This window comes from Xanthomonas graminis pv. graminis (assembly GCF_030168915.1).
Lineage (GTDB): Bacteria > Pseudomonadota > Gammaproteobacteria > Xanthomonadales > Xanthomonadaceae > Xanthomonas_A > Xanthomonas_A translucens.
On record NZ_CP076255.1, the window covers coordinates 769594 to 789322 of the forward strand.

General features: G+C 66.2%; 15 protein-coding genes. 12 read left to right on the plus strand and 3 right to left on the minus strand.

The features are described 5' to 3' along the window. The first annotated feature begins 68 nt into the window (after positions 1 to 68). From KHF85_RS03315 to KHF85_RS03325, 3 genes are all read left to right on the plus strand, one after another. The gene (locus tag KHF85_RS03315) at positions 69 to 1343 is read left to right on the plus strand and encodes an HlyD family secretion protein (RefSeq protein ID WP_284568521.1); all 1275 of its coding nucleotides are present in this window, start codon (positions 69 to 71) and stop codon (positions 1341 to 1343) included. 61 nt (positions 1344 to 1404) lie between these two features. After that, positions 1405 to 3522 (plus strand): peptidase domain-containing ABC transporter, encoded by a 2118-nt coding sequence (locus KHF85_RS03320; RefSeq protein WP_284568522.1) that lies wholly within the window; start codon positions 1405 to 1407, stop codon positions 3520 to 3522. 68 nt (positions 3523 to 3590) lie between these two features. Continuing rightward, the gene (locus KHF85_RS03325; protein ID WP_284568523.1) at positions 3591 to 3782 is read left to right on the plus strand and encodes a hypothetical protein; all 192 of its coding nucleotides are present in this window, start codon (positions 3591 to 3593) and stop codon (positions 3780 to 3782) included. A gap of 211 nt (positions 3783 to 3993) precedes the next feature. Here the strand turns inward: KHF85_RS03325 and KHF85_RS03330 are convergent, their stop codons facing one another. After that, complete coding sequence (locus tag KHF85_RS03330; RefSeq protein WP_284566649.1) at positions 3994 to 4950, minus strand: IS1595 family transposase; 957 nt, start codon at positions 4948 to 4950, stop codon at positions 3994 to 3996. A gap of 196 nt (positions 4951 to 5146) precedes the next feature. Between KHF85_RS03330 and KHF85_RS03335 the strand changes: the two genes are divergently transcribed. The 3 genes from KHF85_RS03335 to KHF85_RS03345 all read left to right on the plus strand — a co-directional run bounded on the left by KHF85_RS03335 (position 5147) and on the right by KHF85_RS03345 (position 8446). Then, the gene (locus tag KHF85_RS03335) at positions 5147 to 6025 is read left to right on the plus strand and encodes an ATP-grasp domain-containing protein (protein WP_284568524.1); all 879 of its coding nucleotides are present in this window, start codon (positions 5147 to 5149) and stop codon (positions 6023 to 6025) included. A 22-nt stretch (positions 6026 to 6047) separates the two neighbouring features. Further along, the gene (locus tag KHF85_RS03340; protein ID WP_144423668.1) at positions 6048 to 7139 is read left to right on the plus strand and encodes a DUF6624 domain-containing protein; all 1092 of its coding nucleotides are present in this window, start codon (positions 6048 to 6050) and stop codon (positions 7137 to 7139) included. Between the two features lie 162 nt (positions 7140 to 7301). Next, positions 7302 to 8446 (plus strand): IS3 family transposase gene (locus KHF85_RS03345; protein ID WP_284566970.1). Its coding sequence is split into 2 segments (ribosomal slippage): positions 7302 to 7554 and positions 7554 to 8446, totalling 1146 coding nucleotides; the frame shifts between segments, so codons are not numbered across the junction. Positions 8447 to 8710: 264 nt separating this feature from the next. Here the strand turns inward: KHF85_RS03345 and fabR are convergent. After that, the gene (fabR, locus tag KHF85_RS03350) at positions 8711 to 9361 is read right to left on the minus strand and encodes an HTH-type transcriptional repressor FabR (protein ID WP_284568525.1); all 651 of its coding nucleotides are present in this window, start codon (positions 9359 to 9361) and stop codon (positions 8711 to 8713) included. Positions 9362 to 9454: 93 nt separating this feature from the next. Between fabR and KHF85_RS03355 the strand changes: the two genes are divergently transcribed. The 6 genes from KHF85_RS03355 to KHF85_RS03380 all read left to right on the plus strand — a co-directional run bounded on the left by KHF85_RS03355 (position 9455) and on the right by KHF85_RS03380 (position 18248). Beyond that, positions 9455 to 10531, plus strand: coding sequence for a ferredoxin reductase (locus tag KHF85_RS03355; RefSeq protein ID WP_284568526.1), 1077 nt, complete (start codon positions 9455 to 9457; stop codon positions 10529 to 10531). Positions 10532 to 10542: 11 nt separating this feature from the next. Then, a complete protein-coding gene (locus KHF85_RS03360; protein WP_284568527.1) occupies positions 10543 to 11664 on the plus strand; it encodes a fatty acid desaturase family protein in 1122 nt (373 codons plus the stop codon). A 421-nt stretch (positions 11665 to 12085) separates the two neighbouring features. Continuing rightward, entirely contained in the window at positions 12086 to 13573 is a 1488-nt protein-coding gene (locus KHF85_RS03365; RefSeq protein ID WP_284568528.1) for a polycystic kidney disease 1-like 3, read from the plus strand. A gap of 116 nt (positions 13574 to 13689) precedes the next feature. After that, complete coding sequence (poxB, locus tag KHF85_RS03370) at positions 13690 to 15399, plus strand: ubiquinone-dependent pyruvate dehydrogenase (RefSeq protein ID WP_284569461.1); 1710 nt, start codon at positions 13690 to 13692, stop codon at positions 15397 to 15399. An 87-nt stretch (positions 15400 to 15486) separates the two neighbouring features. Then, positions 15487 to 16926 carry a sensor histidine kinase gene (locus KHF85_RS03375; RefSeq protein ID WP_284568529.1) on the plus strand — a complete coding sequence of 480 codons (1440 nt, stop codon included), beginning with the start codon at positions 15487 to 15489 and terminating at the stop codon, positions 16924 to 16926. Next, complete coding sequence (locus KHF85_RS03380; RefSeq protein ID WP_284568530.1) at positions 16911 to 18248, plus strand: sigma-54-dependent transcriptional regulator; 1338 nt, start codon at positions 16911 to 16913, stop codon at positions 18246 to 18248. The genes KHF85_RS03375 and KHF85_RS03380 overlap by 16 nt, the downstream gene beginning before the upstream one ends. Positions 18249 to 18443: 195 nt before the next feature. Here the strand turns inward: KHF85_RS03380 and KHF85_RS03385 are convergent, their stop codons facing one another. Further along, positions 18444 to 19370: an IS110 family RNA-guided transposase gene (locus KHF85_RS03385; RefSeq protein WP_284566813.1), complete on the minus strand. Its 927-nt coding sequence runs from the start codon at positions 19368 to 19370 to the stop codon at positions 18444 to 18446. Positions 19371 to 19729 lie beyond the last annotated feature (359 nt).

Sequence of the window (19729 nt, forward strand, 5' to 3'; positions counted from 1 at the left end):
CCTGACATCATAGCCCGCACATAGACGGCTATGCATCGGCTACGAATCGGCGCCCCGAGGACCATGGTGTGAGTTCCAGCTTGTTCCGGGAAGAGGTTTACAACAACAGACGCAGCCAGCTCGTCGGATCGATCCGCTTGCACACGCCGCGCATTGGATGGGCTTTCGTGGGCTTCAGCATCGCTGCCGTAGTTGCCATCGCCATGCTGCTGTTTCTCGGTCGCTACACCCGGCACGAACCGGTGAGCGGAGCGCTGGTGCCAACGCATGGGTTGCTCATGGTGGCGGCGCCATCGCCGGGATCAGTAACGCGCATTTACGTACGCGAGGGAGACCGCGTCAACGCTGGGCAGCCGTTGCTGGAGATTTCCGAAACACAGAGCAGTGCGGCGATGGGCGACGTGAATTCTGCCGTCGCAAAGCAGCTGTCCTATAAGCGCCAGAAGTTGATGGACGATCTTGCCGGGCAAGAGCGGATGGGCGGAATCCAGCGCAAGGACATTCAGGAGCGGATCCAGCTGCTCCAAGCCCAGATCCGCCAGGTCGATGACCAGGCAGATCTGCAAAGCCAACGTGCGAAAGATGCCGTCGCGCTCTATGAGCAGTGGTCGAAATACCAGGACTCCGGGGTCGTCAGCCGGCAGCAGATCCTCACGCAACACGACCAGGCGTTGCAGCACCAGGCTCAACTGAAGGATTTGCGTCGCCAGGGATTGCAGTTGCGCCAGCAACTGAACGAACTCCAGGCCCAGTGGGATCAGTTGCCCGCCGTGCTCGCAGGCAAGGACAACGAGACCGAGCGCCAGTTGGCGGACGTCATGCAGCTCCTTGCCAGGAATGCCGCGCAGAACGCGGGACTTCTGAAAGCGCCCGTCGATGGCGTGGTGACCAGCGCCCCCATCTATTTGGGGCAATCGGTGGGAACGCAGCAGCCGATGATGGCGGTGCTCCCGGCATCGTCGAAGTTGCAGGCAGAGCTTTGGGTACCTACCCAGGCGGTTGGGTTCCTGCGCACCGGAGAACAGGTCGTCATCCGGTATCGGGCGTACCCGTACCAGAAGTTCGGCCAGTACCTCGGTCGGGTACAGCAGGTGTCACGCAGTTCGCTTTCGCCATCGGAGGCGAACAAGACGACGGGCAAGGACATCAAGGAGGCGAGCTACCGGGTATTGGTGGACCTGGAGAGCCAGGATGTCCAGATCTATGGAAAGCCCGAAGCGCTCCGGCCGGGGATGACGCTCGATGCGGACATCCTGCTGGACCGGCGCCGGTTGATCGAGTGGTTGTTCGAACCCCTCTATGGCTTGCAAAAGCGCTCCATCGAGGACCATCAGCATGGTTAGTGAGGGGGTGATGGGCGCGGGCAGGCACTGGGCGGATTGGCGCGTCAGAAAGCATCTTCCCATGGTGATGCAGACCGAGGCTGCAGAGTGCGCGCTGGCGTGCCTGACGATGATTGCGGGATACCACGGGCACCACGTCGATCTTGCCGGCATGCGCAGGCGGTTCAGCACGTCGCTCAAAGGCGCGACCCTGTCCCGCATCATGCACATCGCCAATGCCATGGGGTTCGCCACGCGGCCGCTTCGCGCCGAGATGGAGTATCTGCGCGACGCCGTCGTTCCATGCATCCTGCACTGGAACCTCAATCATTTCGTGGTGCTGAGCCGGGTCACGAAGAAGGGCATAGAGATCCACGATCCCGCGCGTGGGCGTGTCCGAATGGGAATGGACGAGGCGAGCAAGCACTTCACCGGCATTGCGCTGGAGCTCATTTCCACCGAGGACTTCGAGACGACGCGGCGACCCAAGCCGATGCCGTTGCGTTCGCTGACGGGACGCGTCTTCGGTTGGAAGCGGGCGTTCCTACAGATCGTCGGCCTCGCATTGGGCATCGAGGTGCTGGGGCTGACCCTCCCGTTCCAGATGCAGTGGGTGCTCGACCAGGTCCTGGTGAGCTCGGATCGCAGCCTACTTGCCGTGATGACGGTCGGCTTCATGCTGGTCATCGTGATCCAGTCCGGCCTGACGCTGGCACGTGCGTGGATCTTGAGCTGGCTCGGTGCGTCGCTGGGTGCGCAGTGGACAAACAACCTGTTCAGCCACCTCATGAAGCTGCCGCTGGAATACTTCGAAAAGCGCCACATGGGCGATGTCGTATCCCGGTTCTCCTCGATCCACTCGATACAGTCCACGCTGACGGGCAGCTTTGTCGAGGCGATGCTCGATGGCGTGATGGGAATCCTGGCGCTGGGGATTCTGTGCCTCTACAGCCTGCCGCTCACCGGCTGCGTGGTGGGCGTTTTCACAATCTACATCGTGCTGCGCTTGGCGATGTACCGCACGCTGTGGCGAACCACCGAGGAACAACTGGTGTACGGCGCGAAGCAGCAGACGGTGCTGATGGAGTCCGTGCGTGGCGTGCAGGCGATCAAGCTCGCGAACAAACAGAGCGACCGCAGCGCGCGCCTGGCCAACGCGACGTATGAGATGGCCGAGCGCGACATGGTCGTTCAGCGAATCACCCTCTCGTTTGCCGTCATCAGCCAGTGCCTGTTCGGATTGCTTCGCGCGTCCCTCATCGCATTGGGGGCGTACTTCACCATGCAAGGCCGGTTTTCGGCCGGAATGGTCGTTGCCTTCGTGGCCTATGCGGACCAATTCTCCGCCAAGATGGGTGGACTGGTCGACAAGCTGGTCGAGTTGAAAATGCTGCGTCTCCATGGCGAGCGCATTGCCGATATCGCATTGGCAGCCCCGGAGCGAAATGCCCTGAGTGTGCGCAGCGGCTCGGAGGCCGGGCGCCCGAACCTGTCGCTCAAAGGGGTTTGCTTTCGCTACGCGGAAGGGGAGCCTCTGGTGCTGAACGGGGTCGACCTGGATATCGAGTCAGGGCAGTCTCTGTGCATCGTCGGAGCCAGTGGGTGCGGCAAAAGCACATTGGCGAAGTTGTTGCTGGGACTGTTGGAGCCCAGCGGCGGCCGGATTGAAATCAATGGCATCGACATTCTTCATCACGGCCTGAGCGAGTACCGCAGCCTCATCGGAACCGTGATGCAGGACGATGCTCTGTTCGCAGGCTCGATTGCCGAAAACATCTCCTTCTTCGACGATGCCGGCCGTCTCGAAGACATCATCGCGGCGGCGCAACTGGCGCACATCCACGAGGAGATCAGTGCCATGCCGATGGGCTACGAGTCTTTCGTGGGCGACATGGGGTCCTCGCTTTCGGGCGGTCAGAAGCAGCGGGTCTTGCTGGCGAGAGCGCTGTACAAGAAGCCCAGGATTCTCGTACTGGACGAGGCCACCAGTCATTTGGATGTGGACTGCGAGCGCCGGATCAACCATGAAATCGAGCGGCTGGACATCACCAGAATCATCATCGCCCACCGGCCGGACACGATCGCCAGCGCGGATCGGGTCGTGGTCCTGCGCAACGGCTGCGTCGTCAGCAACCGCTTGACCGAAAAGGGAGGGGCGCCCCAGCCCCTGGTGCTTCGCACCACTGAAATTTCAGGGTGAACCCACCCTGGATGCCGAAGGCAGCGCGGCTTTCGCTGCCACCATGTTTGTTCCTACGGAGCAGAAAAATGCAGAACGAAATCAGCAACAAGCGGGTGATGGGGTACGTGCACGCGCGCGCGCTGAGCCACGAGGAGATCTCGCAGGTTTCCGGTGGCGACGACGATGGCGACGACGGCGACAAGAAGAAGCCGAAGCGCACGAAGATCACGGTGGGTGGCGGTGCCAATGGCTCGTCGCGCACCTTCGACGACAACTGAAATCGCGTTTCACGGCATGGTTGACGGAGGGTCCAGTGCACTGGACCCTCTCCCATCCGGTGCGGGCATCCAGGGCATGGGCACGGCGAGCGGCATGAACCTTCTCATCATTTCCAACACGCAAGACGTTCATGCGCTGGCCGTTGCCACGGCGCTCGAAGCGCTGGGGCACGGCTGTGTCGTCTGGAGCGAGCCCCTCGTGGCGGCCTGATTAGCGCTGTGTCTCAGCTGTCGTACGCAGTTGCTGCTCTGTGAGCCTTCCCGCGCCGGCCAGGGCACTGGCCAGGCGCGGCACCATGGCGGCCAGGTTGAAGCGGCGATTGAAGCGGTAGGCATGCGCATGCAGGTAGCGCGCGCCGTATTTGGGGAAGTCCACCGCATGGTGGGTGCCGCTAAGCGCCGTTTTGAGATTGCCCAGGATCGTATTGACCCAACGCAGACGAGGCTGCTGGACGCCTTTGCGGCCGCTTCCGGTCACGATGGCATCGTGGGTCAGGCCTGCCCAGCCCACACCGGTGAACGCTGTCAGCCCATCACTGACGACATGGGTGCCCGGTGCCAGTGCCTGCTGAGCCCACGTGTGCACGACGCTTCTTCGGAAGCTGGAGACCACATCCAGGCGGAGATAGCGCGGGCGCCCTTGATGCAGGGAAACCGCTGCAATAAACGGCACTTTATTGCGCCACTGCGGTTGGCCTGGACCACCGGCGCGTTCGCCGCCCAGATAGGCATCATCGATCTGGACCTCTCCGTCGAGCCGGCGTGACTGCTCACGATCGGCCATCGCCGACATCACTTTGTGCTTGATCCGCCATGCAGTGCGATAGCACACGCCCAGTTGCCGAGCCAGTTCCAGCGCAGCAATTCCGTTCTTGGCTTGGCTCACCAGATAGATGGCCAGCCACCACACCCGCAAGGGAAGCTTGGTGTCTGCCATGGGCGTGCCGGCGGTCAAGCTGGTCTGTACCCGGCAGCGCGCGCACTGCCACAGGTGCTGGCGTCCCCGCTCAAAGCCACTGGCATGCGTGTGTCCGCACTGCGGACACACGAAGCCATTGGGCCACCTGGCCTGAACCAAGGCCTCGACACATTGCGCCTCGGAGCCGTAGCGGCTCAGAAAAGCCGGAATCGAAAGCCCCTTTTGGAACTGGATCCGATTGAGCGTCATCGCCGTATCTCACTGAAGAACCTGCATTTCTAAACCAAGGCAGCATCACCAGCTGAGACACAGCGCTAATCAGGTCGTGGCGGGGGAGCACGTAGGCAGTGTCCTGTTCCACCACGGCGAGGTCCGGTGGACGGTGTGCGGGCGCACTTACGTGCCATCGGATTTCGACGTCGTGTGGCTGCGCCGGATCGGAAAGATGGAACTGCCGGACTGGTTGCATCCCGATGATCGGAAATTTGCTGCGGTGGACAACGCGGCGTTCTTCGGATTCCTCTGGTCGCCCCTGGGGGCGTCGGTGCGCTGGCTTCATTCCCCAGCGGTTCGTTGGAACGGGGAAAGCAAAATCCAGCAGCTGCGCCAGGCTTCGCTGGTAGGGTTCCAGATTCCGGAAACATTAATCAGCAACGACCCGGAGGCCATCAGGCAATTCATCCTTGACCGAAGTGCAGATGGGCAGGGAACGATTTTCAAGACCTTCGGTTCGATGACGTGGATCGAAAAGGACGGGGTGCGCGAGAACTACACGTCGGGGATTACCGCCGACGATCTGACGGACCCCGACACCATTCGGGCCGTACCCGCCATCTATCAATCTCGCATCGAAAAACAGTATGAAATCCGCTCGACCTTCTTCGGAGGGCAGGAGTACTCCGTGCGCATCGACTCTCAGTCGAGTGCCGTCGGCAGACTCGACTGGCGAGCGATAGACGACCTTCAAGGCGTCCTGAGTCCGATCGAACTTCCGGCTGAAATCCGTGGCAAGTGCCTTGAGTTCATGCGGGCAATGGCACTGGATATGGGATGCTTCGATTTCATTGTGGATCGTTCCGGGAATTGCATTTTCGTGGAGGTCAACCAGCAGGGGCAATTCCTCTGGGTGGAGGATGACGTTCCCTCCATGAGGGTTCTCGGCGGGTTCTGTGAATTTGTCATCAGACTGTCTTCCGGCGCGTGTCCGCCACAAGCGGCTGGCTCGAACGGGATCGAGTTGCAAGCCATCTGCGCGTCCCATCGCTACGCGCAATTGGCGGCCCAGCTCAGCAGTGCCGGCGCGGTGGATACGAGGTATTCTTGATTTTCAGACAGGGTGCCGCCGAATGTCCCGACTCGTAGCGATTTCGACTTGTCTCGTTCTGGGCCTCGTGGCCCAAGTGCCATTCGCGCACAGTGCGGAAGGTCCCGGGTCCGCACTGCGAGATCAACTGCTCGCTCTGAAAGCCCGCGCCAGCGAACGTCCGCTCAATCGCGAAGAATTGGATGCGCTGAAGAAGGCACTGGAGGGTGGTGTCCCGTCCGAGGGGCAGGTGGGGTGCGACGTGCTCAATGCCATGGGGCCGGTGATCCTGGCCTCCGGTGGGGACAAGGCACTCCAACGGAAGGTGGTCGATGCGCTCAGCGAGCGCGTGGGGGACGACATCGATGCCCGAGGTTACGCCGAGATGGCCGACCGCATTGCTGTCGCCCGTGGCAAGAAGCAAACCTATGGCGCCATCCCGGAGCTCCAGGATGGAGTGCTGAGCCTGCCGAAAGGGCTGGACGAGATGACCGTCAACCAGCATCGCGATGAACTGGGCTTGGCGCCGGTCGCTCTGGATCTTCGGGCGGCCAATGATCTGCTGTCGGTGGGCGTGCCGCACGACGCGGTGGTGGCCGCGTCTGGCCTGTGCCGACATCCTGCACCGATCACCCACCCTGATCTGAGGCAGACCCTGGACGAACGTTACGAGCGGGATCAGGCCCTGCGGGAGGCATGGGACAACGCGGCGACGGATGCCGATTCCGCCGAAGCCAAGGCGGTCGATGCGGATGATGCCAAGAACAGCAAGTTTGTCGCACAGGTGCTTCGGGACTATGGATTTCCGAGCCAGGCGATGGTCGGTCGCAAGGGCGTTGGCGAGTTCTACCTGCTCGTGCAACATTCCCATAGCCCTGAGCTGATGCAGGACGCGCTCGTCCAAGTTCGGCCCCTCATGCTCCGGGGCGAACTGGCGCGCCACGATTACGCTCTGATGATCGATCGGCTGAGGATGTTCCAGGGGAAACCACAGATCTATGGGTCGCAAGTCGGTGAAGAGAATGGAAAGCTCGAGCCTTATCCCATCGAGGACAGAGCGGGACTCGACCGCAGGCGCGAGGCCATGGAGATGGAGCCGTTCGATTCGTATTTCCGCTCTATGCAGAGTGAATGAGAGCCCCATAGGCGCTTGTTCACCGATCTGCAAGGGGGCTGCTGATGAAGGCTGTTGGGTGGCAAAGGCATGACGGAATCGATCCCCAGTACCATGTCCTGGTCTAATTCTCGTGGACACCTCGATAGGGGATGATCATCCCCAGCGAGGACTTTGAACGACATGACGCCCCGTATCCGTAGAAATTTCGATACCGCCTTCAAGCTGCAGGTGGTGCAAATGATCCGCGACCAAGGCCTGAGCGTGGGTCAGGTGTGCCGCGACCTGGACTTGGTCGATAGCGCCGTGCGTCGCTGGCTGGCCCAATACGAGGCCGAGCATGCCGGCCAGCCTGGGCAAGGTCGGCCCCTGACCCCCGAGCAGCAACGCATCCGTGAGTTGGAACGGGAGAACCAGCGACTGCGTGAGGACAACAGCTTGTTAAAAAAAGCATCGGCCTTCTTCGCCCGGGAACTGAAATGATCCAGCAGATGATCGATCAGTGGCAGGAGAAGGCCGCAACCGCCCGGCTGTGCCAGCTGCTGGGCGTGAGCCGCTCGGGGCTGTATGCGGCCCGTCGGCGGCGCTCAGCACCGAGGGCGTGCACGCTCGCTGCGCCATTGCAGACGGCGTTCCAGGCCAGCGGCGGCAACTATGGCAGCCGCCGGCTGAGCGCGAGCCTGAAGGCCCAGGGTCTGCCCGCCAGTCGCCATCGAGTCCGCCGCCTGATGAAGCAGCAGGGACTGAAGGCGCGCTGGAGGCGCAAGTTCGTCCATACCACCGACAGCCGACACGAGATGCCGGTGGCGGACAACCATCTGGATCGGCGCTTCAACCCGGACGCCCTCGACCAGGCCTGGGTGGCCGATATCACCTACATCCGCACCGAGCGCGGCTGGCTGTACCTGGCCGCGGTGCTGGACCTGTACTCGCGCAAGGTGGTGGGCTGGGCAATGGCACCGACCATGCCGGCCGAGCTGGTCTGTACCGCCTTGCAGATGGCCATTGCCCTGCGCCAGCCCAAGCCGGGGCTGATCGTGCATAGCGACCGCGGCAGCCAGTACGCCAGCCAGGCCCACCGCGACCTGCTGACCAAGCACAAGCTGGTGGCCAGCATGAGCCGCAAGGGCAACTGCTGGGACAACGCGGTAATGGAGCGGTTCTTCCTGAGCCTGAAAATGGAGCGCGTCTGGCAGCGTCGCTACACCAACCCCAACGAGGCCATCGCCGATATCACCCACTACATCGTCGGCTTCTACAACACCCACCGCCTGCACTCCACCCTCGGCTATCGATCTCCAGCCGACTACGAGAAAGCCACTACCTGAAACCCCCTATCCACGTGTCCACCAAAACTTGACCACAACATTCGGCCACACAAAGCGCGTGGTGTTCTCCTCACGCGCCCGGCATCGGCCTGCAAAGTGGGGCGATACTAGCGGCGACGGCTGCGGCAGGAATACGCCGAGGCATCGCGCCCGTTGCACGCCCTGTCGTTCGGTGCGCAAGGCGATCCATGGACGGGGACGTAGACTGCGAATAAACAGTTCAGGGCGCGCTGGCGTGCGGCCCATGCGCCGGCGCTGGAGCGGCTATGCCGAAGCGGCGACCGTGCGCGAGCCGAGGATGATCATGCGCAGCATCGCGCTGATCTGCCGGATCAGCTCCGGGTCCTTCTCCGGCGGCAGGTCCATCGCGGTGGCGCCCATCGCGAACACCAGCCGGGTGATCGCCTTGGACACCAGCGCCGGTTCGTGCAGCGGCGCATGGTCGATCGCGGCCAGGCGGATCAGGTCCACGCGCAGCTCGTCCTCGAAATAGTTCAGCTCGCGATCCACCGCGCGCTTGAACGCGTCCGACCCCACCGTGCCTTCGCGCAGCAGTACGTGCAGCAGCTTGTCGTCGGCGCGCAGCTGCTCCATGAAGGTTTCCACCGAACTGAGGATGACGCTGCGGTGGCTGCCGGCCGCGCGCTGCCGCGCCTGGCCGATGATGGTGCGCAGCGAACTGCCGGCCAGGTCGATCAGCGCCACCGCCAGTTCGTCCATGTCGCGGAATTGGCGATAGAAGCTGTTCGGGGCGATGCCGGCTTCGCGGGTCACTTCGCGCAGGCTCAGCGTGGACACGCTGCGGTGCGGTCCGATCAGCTTCAGCGCCGCCGCCAGCAGGTCTTCGCGCGAGATCGCGCTCTTGCGCGCGGGCAGCGCATCCTCGGGTAGGGGCAGGGGAACGATGGAAGTCATGGACGGACTGGGCGTGGCAAGGCCGCGATCATAACCCCTTCGTGAATATACAACTGTATAGACATCTGTATCTGCGTCTGTATAGTGGTCGCCATGAACGCTGCCCGCCGTCCTGCCGCCACCCGCTCCGCCACCCGCGCCCTGCGCGCCTGGGTGCAGCCGGAGGTGTTCGATTTCTGGTCCACCCGTCTCCATCCGCTGTGGACCTGGCAGCGCCCGCGCGCGCGGCTGCTGCAGCGCGAACGCGCCAGCAGCGACGCGGTGACTCTGATCCTCAAGGCCAACCGCCACTGGCGCGGCCTGCACGCCGGCCAGCACGTGCAGCTGGGGGTGGAGATCGACGGGCGCCGCCTGACCCGCAGCTACAGCCCCACGCCGCTGCCGGGCGGGCGCCTGGCGATCACGGTCAAGGCGATCGACGGCGGCCGCGTCAGCCAGTACCTGGCCGACACCGCGCGGATCGGCGAGACCTTCGAACTGGGCCAGGCGTTCGGCGACATGGTGCTGCCGGCCGCGCCGCAGGGACGCTGGCTGCTACTGGCCGCTGGCAGCGGCATCACCCCGATGCGCGCGCTGCTGCGGCAGCTGGCCGCGGCCGGCATGCCGGCCGACGTGGACCTGATCTATTGGGCGCGGCGCAGCGACCAGTTGTGCTTCGTCGAGGAACTGCAGGCGCTGGCCGCCGAGCACCCGCGTTTCCGCCTGCAGCTGGCGGTCACCGGCGAAGGCGCCGCGCCGGCGCCGCGTGTGGACACGCTGCCGCTGGCGCACCTGGCCGGGCTGGAACAGGCGCAGGTGCTGGCCTGTGGCCCGGGCGGTTTCGTGCAGGCTGCGCGAAACCGCCTGGAGGGCAGGGTCGCGCGCTTCCAGGCCGAGGCGTTCAGTGCGCCGCTGCTGGCCGACGCCGAACACGGCACGGTCGCGGTGACCCTGGCGCGTAGCGGCCGAGTGCTGCAGTTGCCGCGCGGGCAATCGCTGCTCAGCGCGCTGGAAGCCGAGGGCCTGCGCCCGAAGCACGGCTGCCGCATGGGCATCTGCAACAGCTGCGCCTGCGGCAAGCAATCCGGCGCGACCCGCGACCTGCTCACCGGCGCGCACGCTACCGAACCGGGTTCGATGCTGAAGCTGTGCATCAACAGCGCCAGCAGCGACCTGATCCTGGACCTTTGAAGGACTTCCCCATGGCTGTTCCCCGCAACCGCGCACTGACCCCGGCCGAACTGCAGGCCTTCGGCGACGAACTCGACGCGCTGCGCGCGCGCACCGTCGCCACCCTGGGCGAGGCCGACGCGCGCTACATCCGCCGCATCGTCGCCGCAGTGCGCTACACCGGCCTGGCCGGGCGCGCGCTGCTGTTCCTGGGCGCGTTCGTGCACAGCGTGCTGTGGCCGGCGTGGATCGCCGGCGTGGCGCTGCTGACCCTGTCCAAGATCCTGGAGAACATGGAGCTGGGCCACAACGTGATGCACGGCCAGTACGACTGGATGGGCGATGCGCAGTTGAACGGCAACACCTACGAGTGGGATATCGTCGCCACCGGCGACAACTGGCGCAAAACGCACAACTTCAAGCACCACACCTATACCAACGTGCGCGGCATGGACGACGACATCGGCTACGGCCTGTTGCGGATCTTCCCCGAGCAGCGCTGGCGCCCGTTCTACCTGGCGCAGCCGTTCATTGCGGTGGTGTTCGCGCTGCTGTTCGAATGGGGCGTGGCGATCCAGGACCTGCGCCTGGGCCGCTGGTTCGCCGGCAAGATGAAGCGCGGCGAGTTGCGCCGCAGCTTCGCCCCGGTCGGGCGCAAGATGGGCCGGCAGATCCTGAAGGACTACGTGCTCTTCCCGGCGCTGGCCGGCCCGTTCTTCCTGACCGTGCTGCTGGGCAACCTCACCGCCAATGTGCTGCGCAGCATCTGGACCTTCGTGATCATCTTCTGCGGCCACTTCACCGCCGATGCGGAGACGTTCCCGAAGGAGTCGATCAGGGGCGAGTCGCGCGGCCACTGGTATCTGCGCCAGCTGCGCGGTTCTTCCAACCTGGCCGGCGGCAAGCTGTTGAACGTGCTGTCGGGCAACCTGAGCCACCAGATCGAGCACCATTTCTACCCGGACATCCCGGCCAACCGCTATGCGGCGCTGGCGGTCGAGGTGAAGGCGATCTGCGCGCGCTACGGCCAGCATTACAACACCGGCTCGCTGCCGCGCCAGTTCGGCCAGGTGATGTGGCGGATCGTGCGCCACGCCTTCCCGAGCCGGCCGCGGCACGCCCACCGCTTGCGGCAGGCGACACACGCTGGTTGACGCAGGGCCAGCGGTCGTTCCCGCGGACGCAGCCGGGGCACACCGGCGGGTGCATTCCCGCCCGGTGGCCGCCGTTCCTGTTGCCGGGCATCCCATCCACGCAGTGCCGCCGCGCCGCCGGCCCGCCGTTGGGCAGGCGCTGCTTCGAAAAAGCGGTTGCTTTTTCGGCTGTGCGTGGGAAGCGCGGCATGGCGCAAGCGTAAACTTGCACCCCCTGTTCTCGGCAAACCAAGGGCTTGCGTATCGCCTGCCAGGCAGCCTCCTGCGACACGAAGTGGCAACGCATCGGCATGCAGCGGGTCCAGACAGCGGACGCGTGCCGTAGACCGATGGCGCTGCCGCGTGCACACATGCGCCGCTGGCGCATGCCGATGGCCGCAACTGTCGCAATGGCTGGGACGCATTGCATTGGCGGGCCAAGATGAAATTTTTTGCACTTCCTTCGAGACTGTTCGGCAGCAAGCCCACCGCTGCAGCGGCGGCTCCAGCGAGCGCGGTCGCGCCGTCGCCGGCACCCGCGGCGCACGATCCGGGGTCGTCGTCGTCGGTGGTCGATGGCTTGTCGCGCCGCCCGCAGTCGTTGCGTCAGCGCGCAGCCCGGCCTGGCCGCTCCGCGCCGGCACCGGTGCCCACCGCCGCGTCGAGTTGGGTCAGCTTGCCGGCGCAGACCCGCGGCGATCTGGCGAGCCTGATGTCCCCTCCCGCCACTGCGGATCTTCCGCCGGGGACGCGCGGTCCATTGGGCGCGCTGCTGCGCCATGCAGCGCGCAAGGACGCGTTGGACGCCGCCATCGCGGGAAGCCCGCCGAGCGCGGCGCCAGCGACGTCGTCACCTGCGCCGCCGGTCACCGGCAGCAGTGCGGCGCCAGTCGCCACTGCGGGCCCGTCAGCGACCACCGCGGCGCGACCGGCGGTCAAGCAGATCAAGCTGGTGAAGCAACCGAATGCGACGCTGCAGTCGCTGTCCGCGGAGCAGTTGGGCAGTCTGGCGCAGGCATTGAATCTTGATCCGATCGACGCGCACGCGCTGCACGATCCTGCCGCGCGCGCCCAGCTGTCGGCAGACATCCGCGAGCGTCTGGACATCGGCTTGCACAGCGTGTTCAAGCGCTACGACTGCATTGACGAGAATGAAATCATCAAAAGCTCCCGTTTGATGTCACATCCGAATATCAAGCTGGGTGACCGTGAACGGTTGCAGTGGCTGGCGGCGCATATCCACCTGTGGCTGAGGGAGAGGACCGTCACCGATCCGCACACGCGGTCGGAGAGGACCGAGGTCGATATCTATTTCGACGGTCAGGTCGATGCATCCCTAGGGCAGAACGGCACGACCATCAAGGGCGGCGTCGGCCAGGTCTATCGGTGGGCCAAGGAAGCCGGCAGCCTCGTCGCGAAGGCATTGGGAGAGCGAGAGGATGTCAGGATCCGGCGTGTTTGCGGCCTGTCGTTGGGCGGCGGCTCGGCACAGATGTTCGCCGCCGGGCTGCAAGGCGCACGCAGGCTTAGCCATCCGCCATCGCTGGTCCTGGCCGACCCGGCGCTGTTCAATCGGGCGCAGGTGAAGCATGCGCTCGCGGACAGCCCGCATTACGATCTCAGGGCGTCCCCTGGCGTGATCATCACGCTCAATGCGGCGCATGCGCCGCGCCGCAACCTGGTCGACAACCTCAAGACGGTGGGTTTGCATGACACCGGCCTGGTGCGCATCAGCCTGGGCCTGAAGCCGGACGACGGCCTCGACGCCGCGCCGCCCGAGCCCTCCGCCAATCCTTTCTACGGCTATCACGAGAATGTCCACTACTACGGCAAGGCGCTGAGCCGGTTCCTGGGCGATGCCACGCAGCCAGCCGTCGCGCAACCGGCATCTGCCGGCACCGTGTCGCGCGTCGGCGACTCCAGCCGCTGACTTCGCCATGCTGACCCAAGCCGGCGCGGCGGCGGCTCCGTGACGCCGGACTTACGCGCCCAGTGCGACGCTGCCGCTCCCCCTCCCGCGGAGCAGCGCACGTGCCGACACTCAGCATCGCCCGGCATCTGGCCGAAACCCTGCACAGCGCCGGGGTCGAACGTATCTGGGGGGTGACCGGCGACAGTCTCAACGGGCTGACCGATGCGTTGCGGCAGATGGACAGCATCCAGTGGATGCACGTGCGCCACGAGGAAGTGGCCGCGTTCGCGGCCGGCGCCGAGGCCGCGCTGAGCGGCAAGCTCGCGGTCTGCGCCGGCAGCTGCGGGCCGGGCAATCTGCATTTGATCAACGGCCTGTTCGACTGCCACCGCAGCCATCAGCCGGTGCTGGCGATCGCCGCGCATATCCCTTCTTCCGAGATCGGCCTGGGCTACTTCCAGGAAACCCATCCGCAGGAACTGTTCCGCGAGTGCAGCCACTACGTCGAGCTGGTCAGCAATCCGGCGCAGATGCCGGAGGTGCTGCACCGGGCGATGCGCACCGCGATCCTGAAACAGGGCGTGGCGGTGGTGGTGATTCCCGGCGACGTGGCGCTGCAGGAACTGCCCAAGGGCACGCCGACCGCCTGGCCGGCGCTGGCGCCGCCGCGGATCCTGCCGGCCGACGCCGACCTGGAACGCCTGGCTGACCTGCTGCAGGCGAGCGCGGCGACCACGCTGCTGTGCGGCAGCGGCTGCGCCGGCTCGCACGACGAACTGGTGGCGCTGGCCGACCTGCTCGGCGCGCCGATCGTGCATGCGCTGCGCGGCAAGGAATACGTGGAGTGGGACAACCCGTTCGACGTCGGCATGACCGGCCTGATCGGTTTCAGTTCCGGCTATCAGGCCATGCTCAACTGCGACACGCTGCTGATGCTGGGCACCGATTTCCCGTACCGCCAGTTCTATCCGCAGGACGCGGCCATCGTGCAGGTCGATCGCGATCCATCCGCGCTGGGCCGGCGCACGCCGCTGCAGCTGGGCATCGCCGCCGACGTGCGCGAGACCATCGCCGCGCTGCTGCCGAAACTGCAGCGGCGCGAACAGCGCGGCTTCCTGGAAAAATCGCTGGCGCACTACCGCAAGGCGCGCGAAGGCCTCGACGCGCTGGCGGTGGCGGCCGCGCCCGGCGAACCGCTGCATCCGCAGTTCGTGACCCGGATGATCGATGCGCTGGCCGACGAGGACGCGATCTTCAGTTGCGATGTCGGCACGCCCACGGTGTGGGCGGCGCGCTACCTGACCATGAACGGCAAGCGCCGCCTGCTCGGCTCGTTCAACCACGGCTCGATGGCCAACGCGATGCCGCAGGCGCTGGGCGCGCAGGCGCAGTTCCCGCGCCGGCAGGTGATCGCGCTGTGCGGCGACGGCGGCTTCAGCATGCTGATGGGCGACTTCATCTCGCTGGCGCAACTGGGCTTGCCGGTGAAGCTGGTGGTCTACAACAACGCCTCGCTCGGCTTCGTGGCTATGGAGATGAAATCGGCCGGCTATCTGGACACCGGCACCGACCTGCGCAATCCGGACTTCGCGGCGATGAGCAATGCGATGGGGATTCTCGGCCTGCGCGTGGACGAGTCCGCGCAACTCGAGCCGGCGCTGCGCCAGGCCTTCGCGCATCCGGGGCCGGTGCTGCTCGATGTGCGCGTGGCCACCCAGGAGCTGGTGATTCCGCCGGCGATCAAGCTGGAGCAGGCCAAGGGCATGGGCCTGTACCTGCTGCGCGCGGTGATGAGCGGGCGCGGCGACGAGGTCGTGGAACTGGTCAAGACCAACCTGCGCTGAGCGGTCAACGGCTGCAGCGCGTCTGCGCATGCGCGGCGGCTCGCCGCACTGCTACCTTCTTTCCTCTTTTCGCGTCCCCGGTGGACCATGCCCCGTTCGCTGTTGCGGCAGTTGCTGCTGATCTGGATCGTCATTCTCGCCGCCTGCCTGGGCATGGCGGTGGTGCTGTTCGGCCTGTACCGGCACAGCGAAGGCGTGCGCGTGGGCGAGGCGCAGGCGCGGCTGCAGGGCGACTGCACGCGCATCGTGCAGCGCTATAACGGCGCCAGCGCGGCCGCGCGCGGCAGCGACGGCGCCGGCCTGGCCGCGGTGGTGGTGCAACTGGTGCTGGCCGACGCCGCGGGCGTGGAGGGCGGAATCTGGCAGCGGCAGCGCGGCTTCATCGCCTATGCCTATCCCACCTACGACGGCAGCGAGCACAAGACCGATGTGCCGACCGCCGAGCGCAACGCCATCGTCGCCACCGCGCAGCGCGCGGTTGGCGGCCAGCAGCCCGTGCAGTACCAGCGCGATGGCCAGCGCGAGACGCTGCTGATCGCCGCCTGCGCGCTGGACCGCACCACCGCGGCGTGGGCGATGACCCGGGTCGCGGCCACCGGCGAGGCCTCGGCCGGGCGCCCGCTGGCGGTGGGCATGGCGCTGATCCTGGCGCTGGCGGTGGTCTCGGCGGTGGCCCTGGGCTGGGTGGTGCGGCGCTGGAGCCAGCGTTTGCACGCCATCCAGCAGGCATTGGCGACGCCGGCGGAGGTGCCGACGATTCCGGCGACCGGCGCGCCGGAGCTGGACCGCCTCGGCGCGGCGGTCACCGACTATGCGCAGCGCAGTGCGCAGGCCCTGGCCGAGGCGCGGCGGCTCGGCGCAGAGCTGTCGCGGCACGAACGGCTGGCCGCGCTCGGGCGCATGACCGCCACCGTGGCGCACGAGATCCGCAATCCGATCGCGACCCTGCGCCTGGCCCTGGAAAACCAGATCGCGGCCGGCGAGGGCGGATTCGACGAGGCGCAGGCGCAACTGATGCTGGCGCAGATCCAGCGCCTGGACGGCGTGGTGGAGAGCCTGCTGGGCATGGTCCAGCCGATCCGCCTGCAACGGCAGACGGTGGCGCTGCAGCCGTGGCTGCAGGCGCTGCTGGATCCGGCCGAATGGGGCGAGCCGGCGCCGCCGATCGCGCTGCAACTGGCGGATGCGCCGGGCGAGTGGATGCTGGATCCGCAGCAGGCCGCGCGCGCGTTGCACAACCTGCTGCGCAACGCGCTGCAGCACGCCACGCCCGGCACCGCGGTCACGCTGACGGTCGCCGCCGACGCCGACCTGTTGCGGCTGAGCGTGGCCAATCGCGGCGAACCGGTGCCGGCGCCGGTGGCCGCGCACCTGTTCGAGCCCTTCGCCAGCGGCCGCAGCGACGGCAACGGCCTGGGCCTGGCGCTGGTGCGCGAGATCGCGCGCGCGCACGGCGGCGAGGTGCGCTACGTCCACCATGACGGCATCACCTCCTTCATTCTGGAACTGCCATGGCGCGCATCCTGATCGTCGACGACGACACCGCTTTCCTGAGCACGCTGCAGGCCACGCTGCGCTCGTTCGGCCACGAGGTGATCGCCGCCGCCGACGGGCAGGCCGGACTGGCGCGGCTGCGCGCAGGCGGCATCGATCTGGCCTTCGTCGATTTCCGCATGCCAGGCATGGACGGCATCGCGCTGATGCGCGCGCGCCAGGACGATGCGCAGGCGGCCGCGGTGCCGCTGGTGATGCTCACCGCCTATGCCTCCAGCAGCAACACCATCGAAGCGATGAAGCTCGGTGCGTTCGATCACCTGGTCAAGCCGGTGGGCCGCGCCGACATCGTCGCGGTGGTGGAGCGCGCGCTGCAGGCGCCTGCCGGCGCCGCCAGCGCGCCACCAGCGCCGGCGCCGGCCGAGGAAGCCGGTGCACTGCTCGGCCACAGCGCGGCGATGCGCACCGTGCACAAGCGCATCGGCCTGGCCGCGGCCTCGGACTTGCCGGTGCTGGTCAGCGGCGAGACCGGCACCGGCAAGGAACTGGTGGCGCGCGCGCTGCATCGCGCCAGCCGCCGTGCCGGCGCCGCGTTCGTCGCGGTCAACTGCGCGGCGATCCCGGCCGAGCTGATCGAAAGCGAGTTGTTCGGCTACCGCAAGGGCGCATTCTCCGGCGCCGTCGCCGATCGTGCCGGGCTGATCCGAGAAGCCGACGGCGGCACCTTGTTCCTGGACGAGATCGGCGACATGCCGTTGCCGATGCAGGCCAAGTTGCTGCGTTTCCTGCAGGAAGGCGAGGTGTCGCCGCTGGGCGGGCGCGGCGCGCAGAAGGTGGACGTGCGCGTGGTCGCCGCCACCCACCGCGAGCTGGCGCAGCTGGTCGCCGACGGCCGCTTCCGCAGCGACCTGCGCTACCGGCTCAACGTGGTGCCGATCGAACTGCCGCCGCTGCGCGAGCGCGGCGACGACATCGTGCTGCTGGCCCAGCATTTCCTCGAGGACGGCGCCAGCGCGGCGCGCACGCTGTCGGCGGCGGCGCAGGCGCGGCTGCGCGCCTATCCATGGCCGGGCAACGTGCGCGAGTTGCGCAATGCGATGCAGCGTTGCCAGGTGCTGGTGCGCACGCCGACGATCGAGGCGCACGACCTGGACGAGCTATTGGCCGGCGATGCAGCGGCGCCGACGGCGGAGACGTCGGCGCTGACCCTGCCCGATGCGATCGCGCAACTGGAGAAACAGATGATCCAGGCGGCGCTGGCGCAGGCGCAGGGCAACCGCGCCGAAGCCGCGCGCCGGCTCGGCATTCACCGCCAACTGCTGTACCGCAAGCTCGACGATTACGGGCTGGGCTAAGGCGGGCCGCCGGTCAGCCGCAACGCGCCCGAATGCATCGACGCAGCCGCAACAGCAACGCTTTTGCAGGAGTGGCTTCAGCCGCAACGAGCGCAGCGACGGATATTCCTGGCTCCGGTCACAGTCGGGACTGAAGTGCCTCCCACAGCGCACTCAGCAGGGTTACCGCAAGTCCCTGTAGGAGCAACTGTCTTCTCATCCGATAACCTCACGCCATGGTGTGCGATCTCGTGCCATGGCGTTGAGTCGGATAAGCAGCACGCGCATGCATGCGGTGATGGCGACCTTGGCGGGCTTGCCGCGTGCCCGTAACTGTTGATAACGCTCCTTGAAGGAGGCTTGAGTGCGCACAACGCTCCAACAGGCCATGTACAGCACTCGTCGGATCGTGGCACGCCCGCCGCGGATGCGGCGTTTGCCGCAGTGCTGCCCGCTGTCCACGTTGTAGGGAGCCAGGCCGACCAGGGCCGCGATCTGGCGACGATCCAGCGTCCCCAGTTCGGGCAGATAGGCCATCAGGCTGGCGGTGGTGACCTCGCCGATGCCCGGGACCGTGCCCAGGGCGTGCGCCAGCGCATCGTCGAGCTGGCACCGCACCTGCTTGATCGCCTGGTTCATCCGCTGGATACGGCGGCGCACGTCGCCGATCTGCTCGATCAGGCACGCGCGCACCATGGCCAGGGTCGCCTGATGCAAGCGACGGCGCTCGTCGTCACGTTGCTGGACCAGTTGCTCGCGGCGCTGGACCAGCATGCGCAGTTGCTCACGCAAGGGATCGGGAGCCGGCGCGGGCGCTTGCACCAGGTGAGCCATGCGCGCCAGCAAGGCCGCATCCAGCGGATCGGTCTTGGCGGTTGTGCCCAAGGCCGTGGCGAAAGCGCGTGCCCGGCGCGGATTGATCCGGGTCACCGGGATCCCTGCCGTGGCCAGTGCCGTCATCACCGCCCGTTCGTAGCCGCCGGTGGCCTCCAGCAGCGCGTTGCCGACGCAGTGCCCGGCAAGGTGGTCGCACAGGCGCTGGTGGCCCTGGGCGGTATTGGGAAAGGACAGCAACTGGTCCAGGGGAAGCACGTGGACGGCCAAGGTGTCCTTGGCCACATCGATACCGATCCAAAGAGGCATAAGCGTTAGGTAGACTGGGGGACAGGAGAGAGCCACCTCGTCGCTGCCCACGCTTGTGAAGTTCGAGCGAACGCTCGTTCAACTGTTCGGGCTAGGCAACGAGGTCGATGTGCGGCCGCCCTGGCTCCTACACGTGCTTGAACACTACGGCCTGTCGGCGTGCCGCACATCGCTCTCCACTCAAACTGTAGAGCAATCTCCAGACACAAGCGGCTTCAGCCGCGACACCCACTCCCCGCAACGCGCCCGCCAAACCGAACCCCCAATCCGCCGGACGCGCTTCCCCAAAGCCGCGACCAGCAGAGCAGCGAATGAACAACACCCCCAAGCGTCCGCTGGCAGTCACCACAGCTGTCCGC